Here is a 21,821-nt window from a genome sequence, read left to right on the forward strand (position 1 = left end):
TCGTACTCGGCCATCAGAAACCGCCATTTCTGGATGTAATTCCGCTCGATCGTCCGGTCGAAACTGTTGTCGCGCATCGAAGCCTCCCTGATGGGTGGATTCGATCACCGAATTATTGAACTTGCACAGCAATGACGGGAATGCGACCTCGCGAGGCCGAACTAACCGGCGGCACGCCACTCCAGCACGCCATCGGCTGCGGTGGCGATCGGTCCGCGCGTGCCGACCGGGCTGCGGTCCATGTTGGTCAGAAATGCCAGCGTCGCCTGATCCTGCGCCGGCACGCGCGCCATTGCGCGGGCGCCATCAGCGATGCGCAGCATCACGACGCCATGCTGGACCTCGCCGCGGCCGTCATAGATCAATGTGAACGTCTCGACTGTGCCGTCACCGCTCGCCTCGGTGGCGAAGCGCGGCACGCTGCCGTAGGCGGCGTCGGCCTTCGCCTGGACGCTGACGTCCTGGCTCAGCGCCTCCTGCGGCAGCGTGCGCGAGACGATCAACGCGTGATGCTTGGTGACGAAGCCGCCCTGGCCGTAAAGCAGCCCCAGCTTGGCGCGGTCGCGCAGGCGGCGGACCATCGCGCAGGCGGCGTGCGTCATGTAGGTGTTGAGCGGCGCGCCGAAGAAGGTGAGGCCGCCGGTCACCGTCGGCTCGACGTCGTCGCCGAGGCCGAGCGTGCGCCGCGCCATCTTCGGCACCACCGGGAAGCACGAATACAGCTCGATCGCGTCGAACGCGCGGCCGTTGCCGCCGACCATCGCCTTGATGGTTTCCAGCACCGCATTCTGAGCGTGGCTCTGCACGAACTGATCGCGGGCGAGATAGTCGCGGGGCTCTTCGGCGGAGGCGCCGCCGTGAATGTAGATCAGCTTGTCTTCCGGGATGCCGGCTTCGCGCGCCTTCGCCAGCGACGTCAGCAGCACCGCGGCGCCGAGATTGACGCTCGGGTTGGCGACCATCAGCTTGGTGTACGGCCACGCGATCAGCCGGTTCTCGGGCGAGGGCGTGGTGATCTCGTTTGGCGCGAACGCGCGCTTGATCCAGGCGTTCGGATTACGTGCCGCCTCCGCCGCGTAGCGAGACCACAGCACGCCGGACTCGTTGAGCGCCTGGCGGGGCGTCTGGCCCCAATGCGCCGCGGTTGCGGCCTCGTAAAGCGGATACACCGTGATCGGCCGCGCGACTCCGAGCGTCGCGGCGATCGGCTGCTGGAACGCTGCGCCGCGCTTCGGCTCCGGCGCATCGTGGGCGAACGGCGTCCACGGCAGATCGAGCTTGGCGCGCGCCGCCTTGGTGGCGGTCGATTGCGCCTCGGCGCCGCAGACCACGGCGACCTGGGCGTCGCCGCGGGCGATCCGCAGCGCGGCTTCGTGGATGAAGCGGATCGGGCTCTCGCCGCCGACCGGCCCGTAGAAGCAGTGCGGCGGCGCGATGCCGAGCCGCGTCGCCAGTTGCTCGGCCGGTGCGTGATAGCGCCAGCTCAGGAAGTTGACGACGTCGAGCGAGTCGATCTGCGGCAGCAGGCTCGCGGCGCTGTCGTCGTCGGCGCGTTGCACGGCGGCTTCGAGCAGCGCCAGCGGCTCCAGCCCTTGCGCGATGTCCTTGGGATGGTCGGCGATTTCGCCGATACCGGCGATGACGGGGATGCGGTCGGGCTGGAGCGTGGTCGGCATTTCTTGCTTCTTGTTGATCGGAAGATGGAGGCGGGTGTCGTCAGAACGCGGTGTAGCCGCCGTCGATCACGAAGGTGTCGGCGGTGTGATACGACGACGCCTTGCTCATCAGGTACACCGCGATGCCGCCGAAATCCTCCGGCTCGCCGAACCGCCGCACCGGAATCCGCGGCATCACATTGGCGACGAATTTGTCGTTGCCCATGATGCCGGCGGTCATGTCGCTCTTGATCCAGCCGGGCAGGATCGCGTTGGCGGTGACGCCGTAGCGGGCGAGTTCGACCGCGAGCGCGCGCACCAGCGCGTTGATCGCCGCCTTGGTGGCCGCGTAGTGTTCGTTGCGCGCGGTGCCGAAGATCGAGGCGAGGCTCGAGGTCGCGACCAAGCGGCCGAACGGATCGCCATCGGCGGCGCGCTCGGTCATGTGCCGCGCCGCGGCCTGGAAGGCGTGGAACACGCCGTCGAGGTTGGTGGCGAACATCGAGCGCCACTGCTCTTCGGTGCGGTCGATGAAGGCCTGTCGGCCGCCGCCGCCGATGCCCGCATTGGCGAAGCAGCCGTCGACGCGGCCGAACGCCTGCAGCGTCGCGTCCATCGCCGCCTTCACCGAGTCCGGATCGGTGACGTCGCAGATCCGCGCTTCGACCTTGCCGGGCATATTCCCCATGGTGGCCAATGCGGCCTGGTTCTTCGCCGTGTTGCGGCCCCAAATCGACACATTGCAGCCGGCGGTTGCCAGCGCCTGGGCCATGCCGAGGCCGATACCACCGTTGCCCCCGGTGACCACGGCGACGCGGCCGCTCAAATCGAAAATGCTCATCCAGCGTTTCCATTTTTGTTTGTCGCGCGCTACACCCTGCATGAACGTGCGCGCACTGTGATCGATGCAGGACCATGGACAAGCGCGTCGCAAAAATCAAATATGCTTTCACGTCGCAAAACCCTTCCACAGAGCGGAATAACCGCGAACCGACAGCGCGAGGAAACTATGCAGTTCAAACACGTCACGCTCGAATTCGACGGTGCCGTCGCGATCCTGAAGCTCGATCATCAGGAGGTGATGAACGCGGTGTCGATCGATATGCTGGGCGGCCTCGGCGAAGCGCTGGACGCGATCGAGGAGAAGCGCGCCGAGGTGCGCTGCCTGGTGATCACCGGCGCCGGTCGCGCGTTCTGCACCGGCGCGAACCTGCAGGGCCGCAACTCCGGCAACAACATGAGCCAGAGCGGCAAGGGCGCCGGCGCCGCACTGGAGACCGCGTTCCATCCGTTTCTGCGCCGGCTGCGCCGGCTGCACTGCCCGATCGTCACCTCGGTCAACGGTCCGGCCGCCGGCGCCGGGATGAGTTTTGCCTTGATGGGCGACATGATCTTGTGCGCGAAGTCGTCGTACTTCCTGCAGGCGTTCCGCCGCATCGGCCTGGTGCCGGATTGCGGCTCGACCTGGCTGCTGCCGCGTCTGGTCGGCAAGGCGCGTTCGGTCGAATTGTCGTTGCTCGGCGAGAAGCTGCCGGCCGACAAGGCGCTGGAATGGGGCCTCGTCAATCGCGTGTACGAGGACGCCGAGCTGTGGACCGAAACCATGAAGCTGGCGCACGACCTCGCCAACGGTCCGACCATCGCGCTGTCGCTGATCCGGAAGCTGTATTGGGATTCGCCGGAGAACTCGTTCGAGGAGCAGCTCAACCTCGAATTCGAATGCCAGCGCGTCGCCGGCTCGACCGACGACTTCAAGGAGGGCGTCGGCGCCTTCCTCGAAAAGCGTCGGGCGCAGTTCAAGGGCAAATAAGCCGGAGATGGCCGCTGCAGCTTTTGCCGACGCGCTGAAGCGCAGCGTGGTCGGGTGGTGCATTGGTGCGACCGGCGTTCGTGATCTCGCGCAGCTTTCGGGCGGTGCGAGTCAGGAGACCTGGTCGTTCGTGATCGTGCGGCCGGAGGGCGACATCGCCGCGATCCTGCGCCGCTCGCCGCCGGGTTACGGCAGCGTTTCCGGGCGTGCCGCGGGCCTCGATGTCGAGGCCGAACTGATGCGGCTCGCCTGCGAGGCCGGCGTGCCGTCGCCGCAGGTGCTGCACGTCCTCACCGAAGCCGACGCGCTCGGCGCCGGCTTCGTGATGCGGCGCGTCGACGGCGAGACCATCCCGCGCAAGATCCTGCGCGATGCGCAGTTCGCCGAGGTGCGGCCGAAGCTGGCGCGGCAGATCGGCTCGATCCTTGCCGGCCTCCACGGCATCGACGGCGCCGCGCTACCGAGCTTGCGCACGATCAGCTCGACCGAGGAGATCGGTCTGCTGCGCGACGATTATCGCAGCATGGGCTGGCCGCGCCCGGCGTTCGAGCTGGCGCTGCGCTGGCTCAGCCAGAACGATCCGGGCGTGTCGAAGGCGGTCACGCTAGTGCACGGCGATTTTCGCCACGGCAATCTCATCATCGGCTCGGACGGCGTTCGCGCCGTGCTGGACTGGGAACTGGCGCATCGCGGCGATCCGATGGAGGACCTCGGCTGGATCTGCGTCAATTCCTGGCGGTTCGGCGAGATCGACAAGCCGGTCGGCGGGCTGGGCTCGCGCGAGGAGATGTTCGAAGGCTACGAAGCCGCAGGCGGCCGCGTCGATCCGGATCGGGTCAAGTTCTGGGAAGTGATGGGCACGCTGCGCTGGGGCATCATGTGTTGCGGCATGATGCAGCGCTTCCGTCAGGGGCCCGATCATTCGATGGAGCGCGCGATGATCGGCCGCCGCTCGTCGGAGACCGAGATTGATCTGCTGCGCCTGCTGGCGCCGCGCAACTAATCGACCAGCGAGGTAGCGATGCAGGACGAACCGAGGCCGGACGAGCTGATCAAGGCGGTCGCCGACTTCCTGCGCGACCAAATCGCGCCGCAGATCACCGGTCACGCCGCGTTCAAGCTGCGGGTCGGCATCAACGCGCTCGATCTGGTGACGCGGCAATTGACGCTGTCGGCCGAGACCGATGCCGAAGAACACGCCAGCCTGAAGGCGCTGCTCGGCCGCGACGGCTCGCTGCTCGAATTGAATGCCGAACTCGCAGATCGCATCGCGTCGGGTGCCGTCGATCTGTCGACGCTCGGCGTCAAAGACCATCTGTGGCGCACCACGCTCGCCAAGCTCGCGGTCGATCAGCCGAACTACGCGAGCTATCGGCGGGAGATGGAACAGAAGTAGTCAGTGTCATTCCGGGGCGCGCGCAGCGCGAACCCGGAATCTCGAGGAGATTATCACCTCTGGATTCCGGATTCGCGAGCTGCGCTCGCGTCCCGGAATGACGGACTAATAGTGTTGTGTCATTGCGAGGAGCGAAGCGACGAAGCAATCCAGCGCTGCGCTTGGGAATTCTGGATTGCTTCGCTGCGCTCGCAATGACGTGGAGAGGGCGGTGCGACCGAACTACTTCCCTTGCCAGTTCGGCGCACGCTTCTCCGAGAATGCCTTCGGGCCTTCGATGTAGTCCTGCGAGGCGACCATCGCCTTCACCGCCGGATAGTCGCGCTGCTCGGCGATCGTTTGCGGTAATGCGACTTCGAGGCCGCGGCTCAGCGTCTGCTTCGAAGCGCGGATTGACATCGGCGAGTTCTTGCAGATGGTTTCGGCCCAGCGTTCGGCGGCGGCGAGCGCTTCGCCTTGCGGCACCACTTCGTTGACGAAACCGAGCTCCAGCCCCTCCCGGGCGGGAACGTGGCGGGCGGTGAGGATCATGCCCATCGCGCGCTTCAGGCCGATCTGGCGGGGCAGGCGGTGCAGGCCGCCGGCGAGCGCGGCGAGGCCGACCTTCGGCTCCGGCAGCGCGAACACGGCGTTCTCAGCCGCGATGATCAGGTCGCAGGCGAGTGCGATCTCGAAGCCGCCGCCCATCGCGACGCCGTTGACGGCGGCGATGATCGGCTTGTCGCAATCGAACCGCGAGGTGAGCCCGCCGAAGCCGCTCTCGCCCCAGCCGCGCTTGCCGCCGCTCGCCTGCCACTTCAGATCGTTGCCGGCGCAGAACGCCTTGTCGCCAGCGCCGGTGACGATCGCCACCCACTGTTCGGGATCGGCGGCGAAATCGTTGAACACGCCTTCGAGTTCGAAATGCGCGTCGGTGTGCAGCGCGTTGTACACTTCGGGCCGCGACAGCGTGACGATGGTGATCGGCCCCTTGCGGGTGACGGTGGAGAACTGCAGCGCCATCGGCGTTTCCTTTTTTCGTTGAGCAGAATTGTGCGGCTGAAGCGCGCTTGACTTGTCGTGCGCGGCGCATGTTAATCGCTCGCTTAACAAGATCAACAACAACACGAAGACTGTGGGAGCACGCCTTGGATTTCTCTCTGCCGCCCGATCTGGTCGCCTATCTCGCCGAGCTCGATCGCTTCATCGACGCCAAGATCAAGCCGCTCGAACAGGCCGATGACAACATCCGCTTCTTCGATCATCGCCGCGAATGGGCGCGAACTGATTTCGAGAACGGCGGCTTGCCGCGTCACGAATGGGAAGAGCTGCTGCGCAAGGCGAAGGATCTCGCCGACGAGGCCGGGCATCTGCGCTTCGCGATCCCGAAGCGCTACGGCGGCCAGGACGGCACCAATTTGTGGATGGCGGTGATCCGCGAGCACTTCGCCGCCAAGGGCCTCGGCCTGCACAACGATCTGCAGAACGAACACTCGATCGTCGGTAATTTTCCGGTGGTGAAGATGCTCGATCTGTACGGCCGCGACGATCAGAAGGCGATGATCGACGGTTCGATCAAGGGCAAGTATCGCATCACGTTCGGCTTGACGGAGCCAGACCACGGCTCGGACGCGACCCACATGGAGACGCGTGCAGAGGAGGCGACTCGCGACGGCAAGAAAGGCTGGGTGATCAACGGCGAGAAGATGTGGACGACGGGCATGCACGTCGCCACGCATTGCGCGCTGTTCGCCCGCACCTCGGGCAATGACGGCGACGCGCGCGGCATCACCTGCTTCCTGGTGCCGGCCGATGCCCCGGGCGTGAAGGTCGAGGAATATCTCTGGACCTTCAATATGCCGACCGACCATCCGCGGGTGTCGTTCAAAGATGTGTTCGTCACTGAGGACGCGTTGTTCGGCGAGGTCGGTCGCGGCCTGTCGCTGGCGCAGTGCTTCGTCCACGAGAACCGCATCCGTCAGGCGGCTTCGTCGCTCGGCGCGGCGGTGTTCTGCATCAACGAGAGCGTCAAATACGCGCGTGAGCGCAAGCCGTTCGGCGAGGAACTCGCGCGCAACCAGGCTATCCAGTTCCCGCTGGTCGAGCTTGCGACGCAAGCCGAGATGCTGCGCCTCCTGATCCGCAAGACCGCGTGGGAAATGGACCAGATGACCCAGGCGCAGGTCGAGCACACGCTGTCCGACAAGGTATCGATGTGCAATTACTGGGCGAACCGGCTATGCGGCCAGGCGGCCGACCGCGCGATTCAAGTGCACGGCGGCATCGGCTATTCGCGCCACAAGCAGTTCGAACACATCTACCGCCACCACCGCCGCTATCGCATCACCGAAGGCAGCGAGGAAATCCAGATGCGCAAAGTGGCGGGATTCCTGTTCGGCTACATGGGCGCGAACAAGAGGTGAGTGCAGCCGGCTTAGTTTAGCGCGTTGACGCGCGCGATGGATGCGCGGGTCGAGCCCGCGCATGACGTTTGTCAGGTTGATAGGCATTGCCCCGCCTACAAACGTCATCCCCTGCGCATGCGGGGGATCCAGTATGCAAGGGCGCTCGTGGCAAATGCACCGCAGAGCGACGAGCGCTCTGCGATACTGGGTCGCCCGGACGAGCCGGGCGATGACGGCGGTGGATGTGTGTAGCTGAACGCCGCCGCTCAGTTCACCTGCCGATCCTTGCCGCTCCAATACGGGTCGCGGAGCTGGCGGCGCAGGATTTTGCCGGAGGCATTCCGGGGCAGGGCCGGGATGAAGTCGATCGACTTCGGGGTCTTGTAGCCGGCGATGCGGGTACGGGTGAAGCCGATGATATCCTGCGCGGTCGCTTCCTTGCCTGGCTTCATCACCACCACGGCCTTGACCGCTTCACCCCACTGATCGTCGGGGACGCCGACCACCGCGACTTCGGCGACATCGGGATGATCGCAGATCGCGCTCTCGACCTCGGCCGGATAGATGTTCTCGCCGCCGGAGATGATCATGTCCTTGATGCGGTCGTGGATGTAGACGTAGCCGTCCTCGTCCATGTAGCCGGCGTCGCCGGTGCGCAGCCAGTTGTTGGCGTCGATGGTCTTCTTGGTCGCCTCCGGCAGATTCCAGTAGCCCGCCATATTGGAGCCGGAGCGGGTGGCGATCTCGCCGACCTGCCGCGGCGGCAGCGGATTTCCGTCAGGATCGAGAATGGCGATCTCGACACCCGGCAGCGCCTTGCCGGCCGAGCGCATCCGCTCCAGCCCTTCGACGTGATCCTCCGGCGGCAGCGCCACGATGGTGCCGGTGGTCTCGGTCATGCCGTACATCTGCACGAAGCCGCATTTGAAGACCTCGATGCATTCCTTCAGTAGCGCCGCCGGAATCGGCGAGGCGCCGTACAGCATGTACTTGAGCCGCGAGAAGTCGACTTCGCGCGCGCGCGGCTGGCGCACCACGAATTGCATCGCGGCCGGCACCATGAACAACTTGGTGATGCCGGACTGTTCGAAGAAATCCAGCACCTTGGTCGGATCGAATTCGCGTGCGATCACGCCTTTGGCGCCATGATAGATGCTCATCATGCCCCAGCCGGAGCCGCCGATGTGAAACACCGGCATCGCCACCAGCGAGACGTCGTCGGGCGTCCAGGTGTTCCACTCCGGCTTGTTGTCCTGGCCGGCGCGGACCAGCGACAGGAAGTTGGCGTGGCTGAGCATCGCGCCTTTGGGTTTTCCGGTGGTGCCGGAAGTGTAGAGCTGAATCGCGATGTCGGAGGGCGCGATCGGCACGTTAGGGTCTTCGGCGCTCTGCGCGTCGCGCCATTTGGTGAAGTCCTGCCATTCCGGCGCGCCGCCTTCGGTGGTGATGATATGGCGCACGCTGGGGAACTGGTCTTTCAGCCCGCGCACTTGATCGACAAATTCGGGACCGACGAACAGGATCGCCGCCTTGCAGTCCTCGACGATGTAGGCGATCTCCGGCCCGGCCAGCCGCCAGTTCACCGGCGCCATCACCGCCTTGGCCTTGATCGCGCCACTCCACAGCTCGAAATAGATATCGCTGTTCTTGCCCAAATAGGCGATCCGCTCGTTCGGCTTCACGCCGGAGGCCTGCAGCGCGCGGGCGACTTGGTTGGTGTGGCGGTCGAACTCGGCGAAGCTGGTGCTGCGACCTTCGAATTCATAGACGATCTCGCCGCCGCGCGTCGCAGCCTGCGCACGGATGACGTCGGCCAGTGTGGCCGGCTCCGACGAGGCAGCCGGCGCAGACGAATTGAAGGCGGCCGTGCGGGCCTTCTCCTGAAGGTCGGACATTGTCACTCCCTGGATATTATTAGTTGCTTGTTGTTTGCCGGAAGTCTGCCGCGCTTCGCAGGCAAACACAAGCGGGAGGGAATGTCGCGGGTGAGAAGGAAATGCCGCGGCGAGAGTAGAGCGGGGCGGCGTTGCAGGGCACAATGGCTGCGTACAACAACGTGGTCATCGCCCGGCTCGTCCGGGCGATCCAGTATTGCAGAGCGTTCGTGGTCAGCCGCAGACGATCCGTATTACTGGATCCCCCGCATCCGCGGGGGATGACGGTGGTGAGCTTGGGGTGGCGTAGCAACCAGCACCGTCGATCCCGGCCATGACGAACTGGCGGCGGTTTACCCCCGCTGCGCGCGGTCCTTTTCGTTCTGGGCCTTGATCGAGGCCTTGGCCTGATCCCAGTCGGCGTCGCTCCAGTCGCGGAGCTGATAGAAGTTGCCGCCCATCGCCAGCCCCTGAGCGCCGTCCATCGCGATGGTTTCGCCGCTGATCCAGTCGCAGCCGCCGGAGATCAGGAAGGTGGCGAGGTTCTGCAGCTCTTCCATGGTGCCGACCCGGCCCATCGGGTTCATCTTGATGGTGCGGGCGCCGGCCTCGTCGCCCGGCTTGATCCGCTTGCTCATGCCTTCGGTCGGAATTTCGCCCGGAGCAATGGTGTTGAGGCGGATGCCGTAGCGGCCCCATTCGGCGGCGAGCGACATCGTCATGGCGTGGATCGCCGACTTACTCATCGCCGACGGCACCACATAGGGGCTGCCGTTGCGAACCCAGGTGGTGGTGATCGACACCACGTTGCCGCGATGGCCGCCGGCGATCCAGCGCTTGCCGACCGCGTGGGTGACGTAGAAAGTGCCGTGCATCACGATGTTGGCGACCGCGTCGAAGCCGCGGGGCGACAGGTCTTGTGTCCGCGAGATGAAATTTCCCGCCGCGTTGTTGATCAGGTCGGTGAGCGGCCCGCTCTCGAAGATGGTCTCGACCATGTGGTCGACCGCCTGAGAGTCCCGAATGTCGACGCCGTAGGTCATCACCTTGCCGCCGTACTGATCCATCAGTTCGGTCGCGGTGTCGTCGCACACGCCCTTGCGGCGGCCGCAGATGTGCACTTCGGCGCCGAGTTGCAGGAAGCGCGCGGCCATCGCCTTGCCGAGGCCGGTGCCGCCACCGGTGACGAGGATGCGACGGCCGGCGAGAAGCTGATCTGTGAACATGAAGAAAACCGCCCGGAAAAGTTGAAGCTGGCCGTTAATTAGGCGATTGACTAAATCCCGACAACGCTTTTCTGTAGCGCCGCAACACAAAACAACGAAGGGACTGCCGATGAACGATCGCGTTTCGGTGACGATCACCGACGGCGTCGCCGATGTCCGACTGGTGCGCGCGGACAAGATGAATGCGCTCGATGCCGCGATGTTCGAGGCGTTGGTCAGCACCACCGAACGGCTGGCGAACGAGAAGGGCGTGCGTGTCGTGGTGCTGTCCGGCGAGGGCAAGGCGTTCTGCGCCGGCCTCGACATGGGACGTTTCGCCGCGATGAAGGAAAGCGGCGGCAACGGAATTCCGGGAGGCGAATTTCGCGACCTGACCAAGCGCACCCACGGCCAGGCCAATGCGCCGCAGCAGGCGGTGTGGGGCTGGCGGATGCTGCCGGTGCCGGTGATTGCTGCGGTGCACGGCGTCGCATTCGGCGGCGGCTGTCAGCTCGCGCTCGGCGCCGATATCCGGCTGATGGCGCCGGACGCCAGGATGTCGATCATGGAGATCAAATGGGGCTTGGTGCCGGATATGGCCGGCACGCCGATCCTGGCGACGCTGCTGCGCGACGACGTGCTGCGCGAATTGACCTACACCGGCCGCATCGTCACAGCGCAGGAGGCGGTGAGCATCGGCCTCGCCACCCGGATCGTCGACGATCCGTATCAGGCCGCGTTGGAGATGGCCCGCGAGATCGCCGGGAAGAGTCCGGACGCGATCCGCGCCGCCAAGCGGATGATGAACAGCGTCTCTGTCGATCCGGGCCCGGCGCTGCTCGCCGAAAGCGTCGAGCAGCAGAAGCTGATCGGCTCGCCGAACCAGACCGAGGCGGTGCGGGCGAATCTGGAAAAGCGTTTGCCGAACTTCACAGACGCATAGCGCTACGCGGCAAATACATGACTTATCGAGTGGACGCCGCGCGCATCGCGCGGCGTCTTCACGTATAAGCCCCGCATCGTCTCGCCGCAGTGTGCGCCCGCGATCGCGGGGCGTCGCGGCCAAACCCCGACCTCGAGAATCGGAGAGTAACAATGTCCGAGAACCAACTCTATCACGGCATCATTTCGGGCGACCGTCGCCGCAGCTTCGACGAGGTGAGCGCGCGCGTCGCGGCCATCGCCGGCGGCCTGCAGGCACTCGGGGTGAAGCCCGGCGATTGCGTCTGCGTGCTGATGCGCAACGACATCGCCTTCATGGAAGCGGTGTACGGCGTGATGACGCTCGGCGCCTATGCGGTGCCGGTGAACTGGCATTTCAAGCCGGAGGAAGTCGGCTACATCATAGGCGATTCCGCCACGCGGGTGCTGATCGGGCACGCCGACTTGCTGCACAGCGTCGCCGCCGCGATTCCGGCTGACCTCACCGTGCTCAGCGTGCCGACGCCGCCGGAAGTGATCGCCAACTACAAGATCGCGCCGGATCATCTGTCGCCGTCGAGCAATGCGATCGATTTCGACGGCTGGCTTGCGCAGCAAAAGTCGTATGACGGTCCGGCGCAGCCGCAGCCGCAGAACATGATCTACACCTCCGGCACCACCGGCCATCCGAAGGGCGTCAAGCGGTTCGCGCCGACGCCGGAGCAGGCGGCGCATGCCGAGAAAATGCGCGCGACGATCTACGGCCTCAAGCCGCAGGTGCGCGCGCTGTGCCCGGGCCCGCTGTATCACTCGGCGCCGAATTCGTTCGGCATCCGCGCCGGCAAGCTCGGCGGTGTGCTGGTGCTGATGCCGCGCTTCCACCCGGAGGAGTTCCTGGCGCTGGTGCAGGAGCACAAGATCGACACCGTGTTCATGGTGCCGACGATGTTCATCCGGCTGATGAAGCTGCCCGCGGATGTGCGCGCCAAGTACGACGTCTCGTCGCTGCGCCACGTCATCCACGCCGCGGCGCCGTGCCCGGCCGACGTCAAGCGCGCGATGATCGAGTGGTGGGGGCCGGTGATCTACGAATTCTACGGCTCGACCGAATCCGGCGCGGTGACGTTCGCCACCTCCGAAGACGCGTTGAGCAAGCCCGGCACCGTCGGCAAGATTGCGCACGGCGCCGAGTTGAAGTTCATCGACGACGACGGCAACGAAGTGCCGCAGGGCGAGATCGGCGAGATCTTCTCGCGGATCGCGGGCAATCCGGACTTCACCTATCACAACAAACCGGAGAAGCGCGCCGAGATCGATCGCGACGGATTCATCACCTCCGGCGACGTCGGCTATCTCGACGACGACGGCTACGTCTTCATCTGCGATCGCAAGCGCGACATGGTGATCTCCGGCGGCGTCAATATCTACCCGGCCGAGATCGAGGCGGCGCTGCACGCCGTGCCGGGTGTGCACGATTGCGCGGTATTCGGCATTCCCGACGCTGAGTTCGGCGAGGCGCTGATGGCGATGCTGGAGCCGCAGCCGGGCGTGACGCTGGACGAGAATTTCATCCGGACGCAGCTCAAGCTGGCGCTGGCCGACTACAAGGTGCCCAAGCACATCAAGATCATGCCGGAGTTGCCACGCGAAGATTCCGGCAAGATCTTCAAGCGCCGCCTGCGCGATCCGTATTGGGCGAACGCCGGCCGGGTGATCTAGCTCGCCGCGCTCTTGTGTTGCCGGCGGGCGTCGTCCTCAGCCGGCCGGTGATCGCCGCGAGCCAGTGCGGCGCGCACCAGCCGTGCCAGGTCGGCACGACGGAACGGCTTCGTCAGCAGCAGCACGCCGGGATCGAGCCGGCCGTGATGCATGATCGCGTTCTCGGTGTAGCCGGAGGTGTACAGCACCTTGACGGGCCGCAGCCGCGCCACCGCGTCGGCGAGCTCGCGGCCGTTCATGCCGCCCGGCATGATGATGTCGGTGAGCAACAGGTCGAACGGTGTGCCGCGCCGGACTTCGGCGATCGCTGCGGCGCCGTCCGCCGCCGCGATGGTGCGATAGCCGAGACCGCGGAGCTGTGTCAGCGCGAAGTTGCGCACAAGCTCGTCGTCTTCGACCAGCAGGATGGTTTCGTTGCCGCCCTCCACCGCGGTGATCGAAGGCGGAGCGTCGACATCGACGTCGGCGCGGGGCAGATACAGCCTGATCGTCGTGCCGTGCGCCGGTTCGCTGTAGATCTGGATGTGGCCGCCCGACTGCTTGACGAAGCCGTACACCATGCTGAGGCCGAGGCCGGTGCCCTTGCCGACGCTCTTGGTGGTGAAGAACGGCTCGAACGCTTTTTCCAGTACGTCCGGCGCCATGCCGGCGCCGGAGTCGGTGACCGCGATCATCACGTAGCGGCCCGACTTCACCTCTGGATGATGCTCGGCGTAGTCGTCGTTGAGCGTCACGTTGGCGGTTTCGAACAGCAACGCGCCGCCGGCGGGCATCGCGTCGCGGGCATTGACGGCGAGGTTGAGCAGCGCCGACGACAATTGTGAGGGGTCGATCAGCGCCGCCTCGACCTGCGGATCCAGCCGCAGGTCGATCTCGATGTGCTCGCCGAGGGTCGGTCGCAGCAACTGCTTGATGTTCGCCACTACCGTGTTGACGTCGATGCTGCGCGGCTGCAGCGGCTGCTTGCGGGCGAAGGCCAGCAACTGCCGGGTGAGATCGGCGCCGCGCTCGGCGGCCTGGTCGATCATCTTGGCGATGGCGAGGAGGTCGGGCCGGTCGGCGAGCTGGTCGAGCAGAATCTCCGCGGTGCCGCTGATCACCGTCAGCATGTTGTTGAAGTCGTGGGCGACGCCGCCGGTGAGCTGGCCGATCGCCTCGAGCTTCTGCGCCTGATGCAGCCGCCGCTCGGTCTCCTTCAGCTCGGAGACGTCGCTGAACACCACCACGGCGCCGCTGATGACCCCGTCGGCATCACGGATCGGCCGCGCATTGCCGGAGACGTCGACCACCTTGTTGCTGCCGAGCACGTGCACCATAAGCTCGAAACGATCGACCAACTCGCCCCTCAGGGCCCGCCGTCCGGGGCGCTGCGCAACCTCGAGCGGCGTCACGCCGTCGGTCAGGAACAACTCGATGGAGCTTTCCCAGGTCGGGCCGGTCAGGCCGGACGGCGGCGTGCGCAGCGCCACGGCTGCGGGATTCTCGTAGATCACCTGTCCCTCGGTATCGACCAGCAGCACCGCTTCGGCCATCGCGTTGGTGATCGACTGAAAGATCTCCTTCTCGCGGCTCAGCGCCGCGGTCTTGGCCTGGGATTCCCGAAGCGTCGCGGAAAACGCCTCGGCCAGTACGCCGATCTCCCCTCCGGCGCTGCGGGGCAGCGCGAGTGTCCCGCCGTCGCCGACATTCGCGACCGCACGGATGATGTCCGACAGCGGCCGTGCCAGACTGCGGGCGAACGCCACCGCCAGCAGCGTCGCCACCAGCACCGCGAGGCTGCCGCCGATCAGCGTCGATTTCGCCCACGCCAACATGGGGCCGCGGATCATGTCCTGCTCGGCGATGGTTTCGACCAGTGCGAGCGGCACGTCGCGGCCGACGCTCATCGGTTGATAGGCGACGCCGAACCGGTCTCCGTCGCGGTTGGTGATGACGGCGGGCGTCCAGCGGCCGTTCCCCAGAGCTTCGGCGAGTGCAGGAAAATCCTGCTTCAGCGTTGAAGAGAAACCGAGCGTCGCGCTGTCTTGCGGCCTCTCGGGATGAAACAGGTAGTTACCCTTCTGGTCGACGACATAGATCTTGGGTGAGGCCAGCGACAGATCTTTCAGCCGCTGGAACGGACGACGCAGATCGATGGTTGCGGCCAGGATGCCGAAGCGCCGCCTGTCGTCGGCGAACACCGGAGTGACGACGCGGATGACCGGTCGCAGCTCCGGGGACGCCTGGCCGGACCGCTCGTCGATCGACTCGAATTCCACGCTGGAAATCAGCATCTCGCCGTCGGCCGCGGCCATGCCGAGCTGAATGATCGGCCGTCCGCTCGCCAGCGACAGCTCGTGATCCGGAACAAGGCGGACCTTGCCGCTGGCCAGACGCTCGACCCGGACGATGTCGCGACCTTGATCGGCGACGCCAATCAATCGGTAGCGCGCAAAGTCGGGCTTGTTTTCCAGTTCCAGTGCGAGGCGCCGGGCGATCCGTTCGCGCCATTGCGGCAGCCTCTCGCCGGCGATCGTCTTCGATTGGTCGACGCTGAGTTCGATCAGTTCGTTGATGCCGATGATGCGGCGAAAGCCCATCAGATCGGCGGCGGCGCCGTTGACGAGGTGGGACAGCTCGCGCGCCTGCCAGCTCGCATTGGCATTGAGGCCCGCCAAGGTTCGTTCGATTGCGACCGGCGCGATGTTGCGATAACCGAGATAGCCGACTCCCACCGCAGTCAGCACCACCGTCGACGCCAACAGGATCGCCAGTCTGGTCGAAAGTGTCAGGCCCTTGCGCAAGCTGCTGCCCTCCCAGGGCGGAATGCTACGCTGGCGTTTCGCGCGGTCGCAACGACGTCGCACACGCGCGACGATGTTATCCTTGGTTAGTTGTGCAGCGAACCGCTGTTGTGTGTGGAACCATGAATTATCACCGGTGATTCGGGTACCCAAATCCCGGTGAACCCGTAGGCGTCGCCGACAATTCAGCAAGTAGTGCATTCTCGGCGCGGCTCTGGCTGTGTTCCTTGTGGCGCAGCAAGTGGAACACGCGCCGCGGCAGATCGAATCGCAGGAGGTGCAGCGTGCCGGCGGCGAGCGAAGGCGAGGCGACCAGCGCGGAGATCGCGGTGGCGCAGTCCGAGCTTTCGACCGCTGCGCGGATCGCTTCGTTGGAGGGCAGTTCCAGGCGCACGTCGAGATCGGACAAAGCCAGTCCGGCGCGGCGCAGCGTCGCCTCGAACATCGCACGCGTGCCGGAGCCGCGTTCGCGGAGCACCCAGCCGGTTGTGCTGAGCTTGGCCGCCGTCAGCCGCGCCAGCGTGCGCCACGGATGGTCGTGGCCGACCACGATCACCAGTTCGTCGCCGCCGATCGGCGTGGCGCTCAGCAGCGGCTCGTCGACCTCGCCTTCGACCAGGCCGAGATCGGCGCGGCCGTCGCGCACCGCGGCGGCGACCTGTTCGGTGTTGGCAATCGTCAGCTGCAGCGTGATGCCGGGATAGCGCTGCCGGAACCGCAGCAGCCGCTGCGGCAGCCAGTAATTGCCGACGGTCTGGCTGGCGGCGAGGCTGAGCGAGCCACGCTTCAGGCCGGCGATGTCGTCAAGCGCCTGGGCCGCGGCGCGGGCGCGGGCGAGCACGGCGCGGGCTTCGCCGAGGAAATCGCGCCCGGCCTGGGTGAGCACGATGCCGCGGCCGACGCGGTCGAACAGTTTGACGCCGTGACGCGCTTCCAGCGCGGCGATCGCCGCGCTGGTGGCCGATTGGGTCAGGTGCAGTCCGCTCGCGGCGCGGGTCATGTGTTGCTGTTCGGCGACCGCGATGAAGATGCGGAGTTGCTCCAGTGTCATCCGTGCCATCCTGTGAGTTTGATCAGCGCCAGCGAGAAGCTGGCGATGAACAGCGCGGCGGTGAGGCCGAGCAAAGCGGGGCGCAGTCCGCGCGCGGCGAGCTTGCGCAGGTCGGTCTCCAGCCCCATCGCGGCCAACGCCATCGACAGCAGGAACGCGGTGACCGCGACGATCCAGCCCCTGGCCTCGTGCGGGATGTCGACGACCTGATTGACGCCGATCATCGCCACGAAGCCGAGCACGAACCACGGCATCGGCGGTGTCACGCTGTGGTCGCCGGCGGGTTGATGCCGGGCACGGCGGCGCGCCATCATACCGAGGCCGATCACCAGCGGCGCCAGCATCATCACCCGCGACAGCTTGGCGATGGTGCCGAATTCGCCGGCGCTCTGCCCGCCCTGGAAGCTGGCGGCGACGACCTGCGCGATCTCGTGGATCGAGGCGCCGGTCCACAGCCCGAAGCCGTGGGCGTCGAGCCCAAGCACGCCCTGCAGCAGCGGATAGATCACCATCGCCAGCGAGCCGAACACGGTGACGCAGGCGACCCCGTAGGCGACGTCCTCGTCGTCGGCCCGGGTGACGGTGTTGGTGGCGATGATCGCGGAGGCGCCGCAGATCGAGGTGCCGGCGGCGATCAACTCGGCGAGCTTGCGGTCGACGCCGAGCAGCCGGCCGAACCATACCGTGAAGCTGAAGGTGGCGAGCAGCGTCGCGGCGATGATCGCGAGGCCCTCGCCGCCGACCTCGATCAGTTGGGCGGTGGTGAGCTGCAGTCCGAGCAGGATGATGGCGAAGCGCAGCACGCGGCGCAGGCTGAACTTGACGCCAGGCACCGCCCAGGACGGCGTGCCGACCGTATTGTGCGCCACGATGCCGATCAGGATCGCCAGCAACATCGGCGAGAGGCCGGGCATCCCCGGAATGGCACGTAGGCCGACCGCGGCGGTGGCGATCGCGGCGGTCACCAGCACCCCGGGCGCGATCGCGGCGAGGTGGCGCCCGAGATGGGCGGCGCGGCGATGAGGGTGCGGCTTGGGTTTGGCATCGGCTATCACGGGCATGGGATCGGCTCCTTGTCGGCCGATCCATCACGTCTGCTGAACAATCAATCAAACAGATTGTTTTTGTTGAATCAATAGATTTAACTTATCAATTGCCGCGGTCGGCAGTTCCGTGTTGCTGGAACCGAAAACCCAGCCGCTCGTTGCCCCGCACGTCGCTGCAGCCGCAGTTGGCAGCTTGCTTACCAAAGCACGTGATCGGCCGGCCGCGATTCCGGGTTCCGTGCTACAAGGGGCTGCTGGAGGAACGATCATGACCGACATGCACTCCGATGCGCCCCATACCAAATGGCACTCAGGTCTCGGTGGCTTTATGCTGCGGGAGTGGCCCTATCTGCTGATGCTGCTGTTGGCGGTGGTGGGCGTTGCCTACACCAGCTTCGTGCAGGATAGTCTGTACTGGGTGATCCTGACGCCGCTGATCGGGCTGATCTGCATCGCCGCCGGCTGGCCCGAGACCGAAACCAGCGAGCACCGGGTGCGGCTGGTGCTGACCCAAGTGCTGCATTGGGGCGCGGTGCTGGTCGCGATGGAGCTGATGTCGCTGCAGGTGACACGGCAGGTCAGCGGGCTCGCCAGCGCGCTCGGCGTGCTGACGCTGCTGGGACTCGGCACCTTCACCGCCGGGCTGCACATGCGGACCTGGAAGGTGGCGGCGGTCGGCGTGATCCTCGGTATCAGCGTGCCGGCGATCGCCTTCCTGCAGCAATCCTCGCTGCTGATCCTGCTGATCGTCGGCCTGGTGATCGCGATCATCATCCCGTTCTTCTGGGCCAAGCGCCCCCACCAGCCTGAGGCGACGGCAGCGCCGCTGTTCGAGCAGCCGTTCGCCCCCTCGACTGCGCCGCCGCCGGCCGGCACCAGTGCACGACCGGTGCCGCAGCCGCCGCTCTACGAAACGCCGGTGTCTGCACCCATTCCGATGCCGCCGCCGCCGGCGCCCGCCCCGACGCCGAGCGTCGCCGAGCCGGCCGCGCCGCCCCCCGATACCACGCGGCCGGACAGTGAGCCGCCGCCGGATAACGTCCGCAACATTTCCGGCGCGCCGCGCTGACCGGCTCCGACGATCGGTCTGCACCGCCATTCTTGGCCTTGCGTGCGGTGCACAAAATACTTCAGGATACCGGCCTGGTCCTGGAGTACTGCGATGTCGTCGTTGAGTCTGCCCACCGACCCTGAACCGGCGCCCGATCGTCCCGACGACTCCGCGATCGAGGCCGAGACCCGGCTGCGCAACGACATCCGGCTGCTCGGCCGGATCCTCGGCGATACCGTGCGCGAGCAGGAGGGCCAGTGCGTGTTCGATCTGGTGGAGAACATCCGCCAGACTTCGATCCGCTTCCACCGCGACGACGACAAGACCGCGCGCGCCGAGCTCGCCGCCATCCTCGACGGCATGTCGATTCCCGACACGATGCGGATCGTGCGCGCTTTCAGCTACTTCTCGCACCTCGCCAACATCGCCGAGGACCAGAACAACATCCGCCAGATGCGCGCCGGCTCGACCGCCGGTTCGGCACCGCGCGCCGGGCTGCTCGCCAAGACGCTGGCGCATGCGCGGGCCGAGGGGATCACCGCCGCCGAGCTGCGCAAGTTCTTTGCGACGGCACTGGTGAGCCCGGTGCTGACTGCACATCCGACCGAGGTGCGCCGCAAGAGCACGATGGACCGCGAGATGCAGATCGCATCGCTGCTCGATCAGCGCGACCGTGTCCAGCTCACCGCCGACGAATGGGCCGACAACGAGGAGCGGCTGCGCCGCGCCGTCGAGACGCTGTGGAAGACCAACCTCTTGCGCCGGACCAAGCTGACCGTGCTGGACGAAGTCACCAACGGCCTGTCGTTCTACGACTACACCTTCCTGCGCGAGGTGCCGCGGCTGCACAGCGCGCTGGAGGATCGGCTCGCCGATGCGGCGAAGGCCGAAGGCGTCAACAGCGCAGGCGAGCTGGCGAGCTTCCTGCGGATGGGAAGCTGGATCGGCGGCGACCGCGACGGCAATCCGTTCGTCACCGCCGAGGTGCTGCACGGCACGTTGAAGCTGCAGAGCAGCCGCGTGCTGCGCTATTATCTCGAAGAGCTGCACGAACTCGGCTCGGAATTGTCGCTGGCCTCGCATCTCGCCGGCATCACCGACACCGTCAAGGCGCTGGCCGAAACCTCGCCCGACACCTCGCCGCATCGGAAGTACGAGCCGTATCGCCTCGCGGTGTCCGGCATCTATGCGCGGCTCGCAGCGACGGCGGTCGCTCTCGAGGTCGAGAACCTCCGCGCCCCGGTCGGCGAGGCCGAGCCCTATGCCAGCGCGCAGGACTTCAAGGCCGATCTCGATGCCATCCATCTGTCGCTCACCGCGCACAATTCCGGCGTGATCGCGCGCGGCCGGCTGCGCCAGCTTCGCCGCGCGATCGACTGCTTCGGCTTCCATCTCGCCAGCCTGGACATGCGGCAGAACTCGGCGGTGCACGAGCGCACCATCGGCGAGCTGATGGACGCGGCGCGGCCCGGCACCTCCTATGCGGTGCTCGACGAAGAAGCGCGGATCGCGCTGCTGATCAGCGAGCTGCGCAGCACCCGTCCGCTGACCTCGATGTTCGTCAAATACAGCGACGAGACCGTCGGCGAGCTCGCGGTGTTCCGCGAAGCCGCGAAGGCGCACGCGACCTACGGGGCGGCAGCGATCCCCCAGTGCATCATCTCGATGACCAAGGGCGTCTCCGACCTCTTGGAAGTCGCGGTGCTGCTCAAGGAGGTCGGGCTGATCGATCCGTCCGGGCGCAGCGCCATCAATGTGGTGCCGCTGTTCGAGACCATCGAGGACCTGCAGGCCTGCGCCAAGATCATGGACCGGCTGCTGGCGATTCCGGAATATCGCCGGCTGGTCGACAGCCGCGGCTCGGTGCAGGAGGTGATGCTCGGCTATTCCGACAGCAACAAGGACGGCGGCTTCGTCACCTCGGGCTGGGAGCTGTACAAGGCCGAGATCGGGCTGATCGAGATCTTCGAGCACCATGGCGTGCGGTTGCGGCTGTTCCATGGCCGCGGCGGCTCGGTCGGCCGCGGCGGCGGCCCGAGCTACGACGCCATCGTGGCGCAGCCGGGCGGCGCGGTGAACGGCCAGATCCGCATCACCGAGCAGGGCGAGATCATCACCAGCAAATATTCCAACGTCGAAGTCGGCCGGAACAACCTCGAGATCCTAGCCGCCGCGACGCTGGAGGCGAGCCTGCTGCAGCCGAAGCGGGTGGCACCGCATCGCGACTATCTCGAAGCGATGGAGCAGCTCTCGGCGCTCGCCTTCAAGGCGTATCGCGGCCTGGTGTACGAGACCGACGGCTTCGTCGATTACTTCTGGGCTTCGACGGTGATCAACGAGATCTCGACGCTGAACATCGGCAGCCGCCCGGCCTCGCGCAAGAAGACGCGCGCGATCGAGGATCTGCGCGCGATCCCCTGGGTGTTCTCATGGGCGCAGTGCCGGCTGATGCTGCCGGGCTGGTACGGCTTCGGCAGCGCGGTCTCGGCCTGGGTCACCGAGCATCCGGAGAAGGGCATCGCCTTCCTGCAGACGATGTATCAGGAGTGGCCGTTCTTCCGCACGCTGTTGTCGAACATGGACATGGTGCTGTCGAAGAGCTCGATCGGCATCGCCTCGCGCTACGCCGAGCTGGTCGAAGACACCGCGATCCGCGACAGCATCTTCGGCCGCATCCGCGCCGAATGGCATTCATCGATCGACTATCTGCTGGCGATCATGCAGCAGGACCACTTGCTGCAGAGCAATCCGTTGCTCGAACGCTCGATCCGCCACCGCTTCCCGTATCTCGATCCGCTGAACCACGTCCAGGTCCAACTGCTGCGCGAACACCGCAGCCACGATCCGGACGAACAGGTGCTCCGCGGCGTGCAACTGACGATCAACGGGATCTCGGCGGGGTTGCGGAACAGCGGGTGAGGGGGGC

The 21,821-nt window shown here is 66.1% G+C and carries 16 protein-coding genes; 8 read left to right on the forward strand and 8 right to left on the reverse strand.

Annotated elements, in window-relative coordinates; genetic code table 11:
* Window positions 1-161: 161 nt before the first annotated feature.
* Window positions 162-1,676, reverse strand: a complete 1,515-nt coding sequence (locus DWA33_RS06505) for an acetyl-CoA acetyltransferase (RefSeq protein ID WP_114357292.1) — start codon at window positions 1,674-1,676, stop codon at window positions 162-164.
* Between the two features lie 40 nt (window positions 1,677-1,716).
* Window positions 1,717-2,496, reverse strand: coding sequence for an SDR family NAD(P)-dependent oxidoreductase (locus DWA33_RS06510; RefSeq protein ID WP_114357480.1), 780 nt, complete (start codon window positions 2,494-2,496; stop codon window positions 1,717-1,719).
* Between the two features lie 168 nt (window positions 2,497-2,664).
* Between DWA33_RS06510 and DWA33_RS06515 the strand changes: the two genes are divergently transcribed.
* From DWA33_RS06515 to DWA33_RS06525, 3 genes are read left to right on the forward strand one after another with little or no spacing between them, the layout of a single operon-like run.
* A complete protein-coding gene (locus DWA33_RS06515) occupies window positions 2,665-3,465 on the forward strand; it encodes an enoyl-CoA hydratase/isomerase (RefSeq protein WP_114357293.1) in 801 nt (266 codons plus the stop codon).
* A gap of 7 nt (window positions 3,466-3,472) precedes the next feature.
* The gene (locus tag DWA33_RS06520) at window positions 3,473-4,468 is read left to right on the forward strand and encodes a phosphotransferase family protein (RefSeq protein ID WP_114357294.1); all 996 of its coding nucleotides are present in this window, start codon (window positions 3,473-3,475) and stop codon (window positions 4,466-4,468) included.
* An 18-nt stretch (window positions 4,469-4,486) separates the two neighbouring features.
* Complete coding sequence (locus DWA33_RS06525) at window positions 4,487-4,861, forward strand: DUF6285 domain-containing protein (RefSeq protein ID WP_114357295.1); 375 nt, start codon at window positions 4,487-4,489, stop codon at window positions 4,859-4,861.
* A gap of 222 nt (window positions 4,862-5,083) precedes the next feature.
* On the opposite strand, the gene DWA33_RS06530 is transcribed toward DWA33_RS06525, so the two are convergent.
* On the reverse strand, window positions 5,084-5,863 hold the full coding sequence (locus DWA33_RS06530; protein WP_114357296.1) for an enoyl-CoA hydratase-related protein: 780 nt from the start codon (window positions 5,861-5,863) through the stop codon (window positions 5,084-5,086).
* Between the two features lie 125 nt (window positions 5,864-5,988).
* On the opposite strand from DWA33_RS06530, the gene DWA33_RS06535 reads away from it, so the two are divergent.
* The gene (locus DWA33_RS06535; protein WP_114357297.1) at window positions 5,989-7,263 is read left to right on the forward strand and encodes an acyl-CoA dehydrogenase family protein; all 1,275 of its coding nucleotides are present in this window, start codon (window positions 5,989-5,991) and stop codon (window positions 7,261-7,263) included.
* Window positions 7,264-7,511: 248 nt separating this feature from the next.
* Here the strand turns inward: DWA33_RS06535 and DWA33_RS06540 are convergent, their stop codons facing one another.
* Window positions 7,512-9,140, reverse strand: a complete 1,629-nt coding sequence (locus tag DWA33_RS06540; protein WP_114357298.1) for a fatty acid--CoA ligase — start codon at window positions 9,138-9,140, stop codon at window positions 7,512-7,514.
* 332 nt (window positions 9,141-9,472) lie between these two features.
* Complete coding sequence (locus DWA33_RS06545; protein WP_114357299.1) at window positions 9,473-10,345, reverse strand: SDR family oxidoreductase; 873 nt, start codon at window positions 10,343-10,345, stop codon at window positions 9,473-9,475.
* A gap of 109 nt (window positions 10,346-10,454) precedes the next feature.
* Between DWA33_RS06545 and DWA33_RS06550 the strand changes: the two genes are divergently transcribed.
* Both DWA33_RS06550 and DWA33_RS06555 read left to right on the forward strand, forming a co-directional pair.
* Window positions 10,455-11,267, forward strand: coding sequence for a crotonase/enoyl-CoA hydratase family protein (locus DWA33_RS06550; protein ID WP_114357300.1), 813 nt, complete (start codon window positions 10,455-10,457; stop codon window positions 11,265-11,267).
* A 152-nt stretch (window positions 11,268-11,419) separates the two neighbouring features.
* On the forward strand, window positions 11,420-12,964 hold the full coding sequence (locus DWA33_RS06555; protein WP_114357301.1) for an acyl-CoA synthetase: 1,545 nt from the start codon (window positions 11,420-11,422) through the stop codon (window positions 12,962-12,964).
* Here the strand turns inward: DWA33_RS06555 and DWA33_RS06560 are convergent.
* The 3 genes from DWA33_RS06560 to DWA33_RS06570 form a co-directional block, all read right to left on the reverse strand.
* Window positions 12,961-15,747, reverse strand: coding sequence for an ATP-binding protein (locus DWA33_RS06560; RefSeq protein ID WP_114357302.1), 2,787 nt, complete (start codon window positions 15,745-15,747; stop codon window positions 12,961-12,963). The genes DWA33_RS06555 and DWA33_RS06560 overlap by 4 nt on opposite strands.
* Before the next feature lie 130 nt (window positions 15,748-15,877).
* Window positions 15,878-16,798: a LysR family transcriptional regulator gene (locus DWA33_RS06565; protein ID WP_114357303.1), complete on the reverse strand. Its 921-nt coding sequence runs from the start codon at window positions 16,796-16,798 to the stop codon at window positions 15,878-15,880.
* Window positions 16,795-17,859: a YeiH family protein gene (locus tag DWA33_RS06570; RefSeq protein WP_114357304.1), complete on the reverse strand. Its 1,065-nt coding sequence runs from the start codon at window positions 17,857-17,859 to the stop codon at window positions 16,795-16,797. The genes DWA33_RS06565 and DWA33_RS06570 overlap by 4 nt, the downstream gene beginning before the upstream one ends.
* A gap of 253 nt (window positions 17,860-18,112) precedes the next feature.
* Between DWA33_RS06570 and DWA33_RS06575 the strand changes: the two genes are divergently transcribed.
* Both DWA33_RS06575 and ppc read left to right on the forward strand, forming a co-directional pair.
* Window positions 18,113-18,913, forward strand: a complete 801-nt coding sequence (locus DWA33_RS06575) for a hypothetical protein (RefSeq protein WP_114357305.1) — start codon at window positions 18,113-18,115, stop codon at window positions 18,911-18,913.
* 93 nt (window positions 18,914-19,006) lie between these two features.
* Window positions 19,007-21,814 (forward strand): phosphoenolpyruvate carboxylase, encoded by a 2,808-nt coding sequence (ppc, locus tag DWA33_RS06580; protein WP_114357306.1) that lies wholly within the window; start codon window positions 19,007-19,009, stop codon window positions 21,812-21,814.
* Window positions 21,815-21,821 lie beyond the last annotated feature (7 nt).

Source organism: Rhodopseudomonas pentothenatexigens (assembly GCF_900218015.1).
Taxonomy (GTDB): Bacteria; Pseudomonadota; Alphaproteobacteria; order Rhizobiales; family Xanthobacteraceae; genus Rhodopseudomonas; species Rhodopseudomonas pentothenatexigens.

Bases quoted from the DNA above. Each gene is read 5' to 3' on its own strand.
- DWA33_RS06530 (WP_114357296.1), bottom strand. From the start codon at position 5,863: ATGGCGCTGCAGTTCTCCACCGTCACCCGCAAGGGGCCGATCACCATC.
- DWA33_RS06555 (WP_114357301.1), top strand. From the start codon at position 11,420: ATGTCCGAGAACCAACTCTATCACGGCATCATTTCGGGCGACCGTCGC.
- DWA33_RS06525 (WP_114357295.1), top strand. From the start codon at position 4,487: ATGCAGGACGAACCGAGGCCGGACGAGCTGATCAAGGCGGTCGCCGAC.
- DWA33_RS06540 (WP_114357298.1), bottom strand. From the start codon at position 9,140: ATGTCCGACCTTCAGGAGAAGGCCCGCACGGCCGCCTTCAATTCGTCT.
- DWA33_RS06550 (WP_114357300.1), top strand. From the start codon at position 10,455: ATGAACGATCGCGTTTCGGTGACGATCACCGACGGCGTCGCCGATGTC.
- DWA33_RS06545 (WP_114357299.1), bottom strand. From the start codon at position 10,345: ATGTTCACAGATCAGCTTCTCGCCGGCCGTCGCATCCTCGTCACCGGT.
- DWA33_RS06515 (WP_114357293.1), top strand. From the start codon at position 2,665: ATGCAGTTCAAACACGTCACGCTCGAATTCGACGGTGCCGTCGCGATC.
- DWA33_RS06505 (WP_114357292.1), bottom strand. From the start codon at position 1,676: ATGCCGACCACGCTCCAGCCCGACCGCATCCCCGTCATCGCCGGTATC.
- DWA33_RS06565 (WP_114357303.1), bottom strand. From the start codon at position 16,798: ATGACACTGGAGCAACTCCGCATCTTCATCGCGGTCGCCGAACAGCAA.
- DWA33_RS06520 (WP_114357294.1), top strand. From the start codon at position 3,473: ATGGCCGCTGCAGCTTTTGCCGACGCGCTGAAGCGCAGCGTGGTCGGG.
- DWA33_RS06570 (WP_114357304.1), bottom strand. From the start codon at position 17,859: ATGCCCGTGATAGCCGATGCCAAACCCAAGCCGCACCCTCATCGCCGC.
- DWA33_RS06575 (WP_114357305.1), top strand. From the start codon at position 18,113: ATGACCGACATGCACTCCGATGCGCCCCATACCAAATGGCACTCAGGT.
- DWA33_RS06510 (WP_114357480.1), bottom strand. From the start codon at position 2,496: ATGAGCATTTTCGATTTGAGCGGCCGCGTCGCCGTGGTCACCGGGGGC.
- ppc (WP_114357306.1), top strand. From the start codon at position 19,007: ATGTCGTCGTTGAGTCTGCCCACCGACCCTGAACCGGCGCCCGATCGT.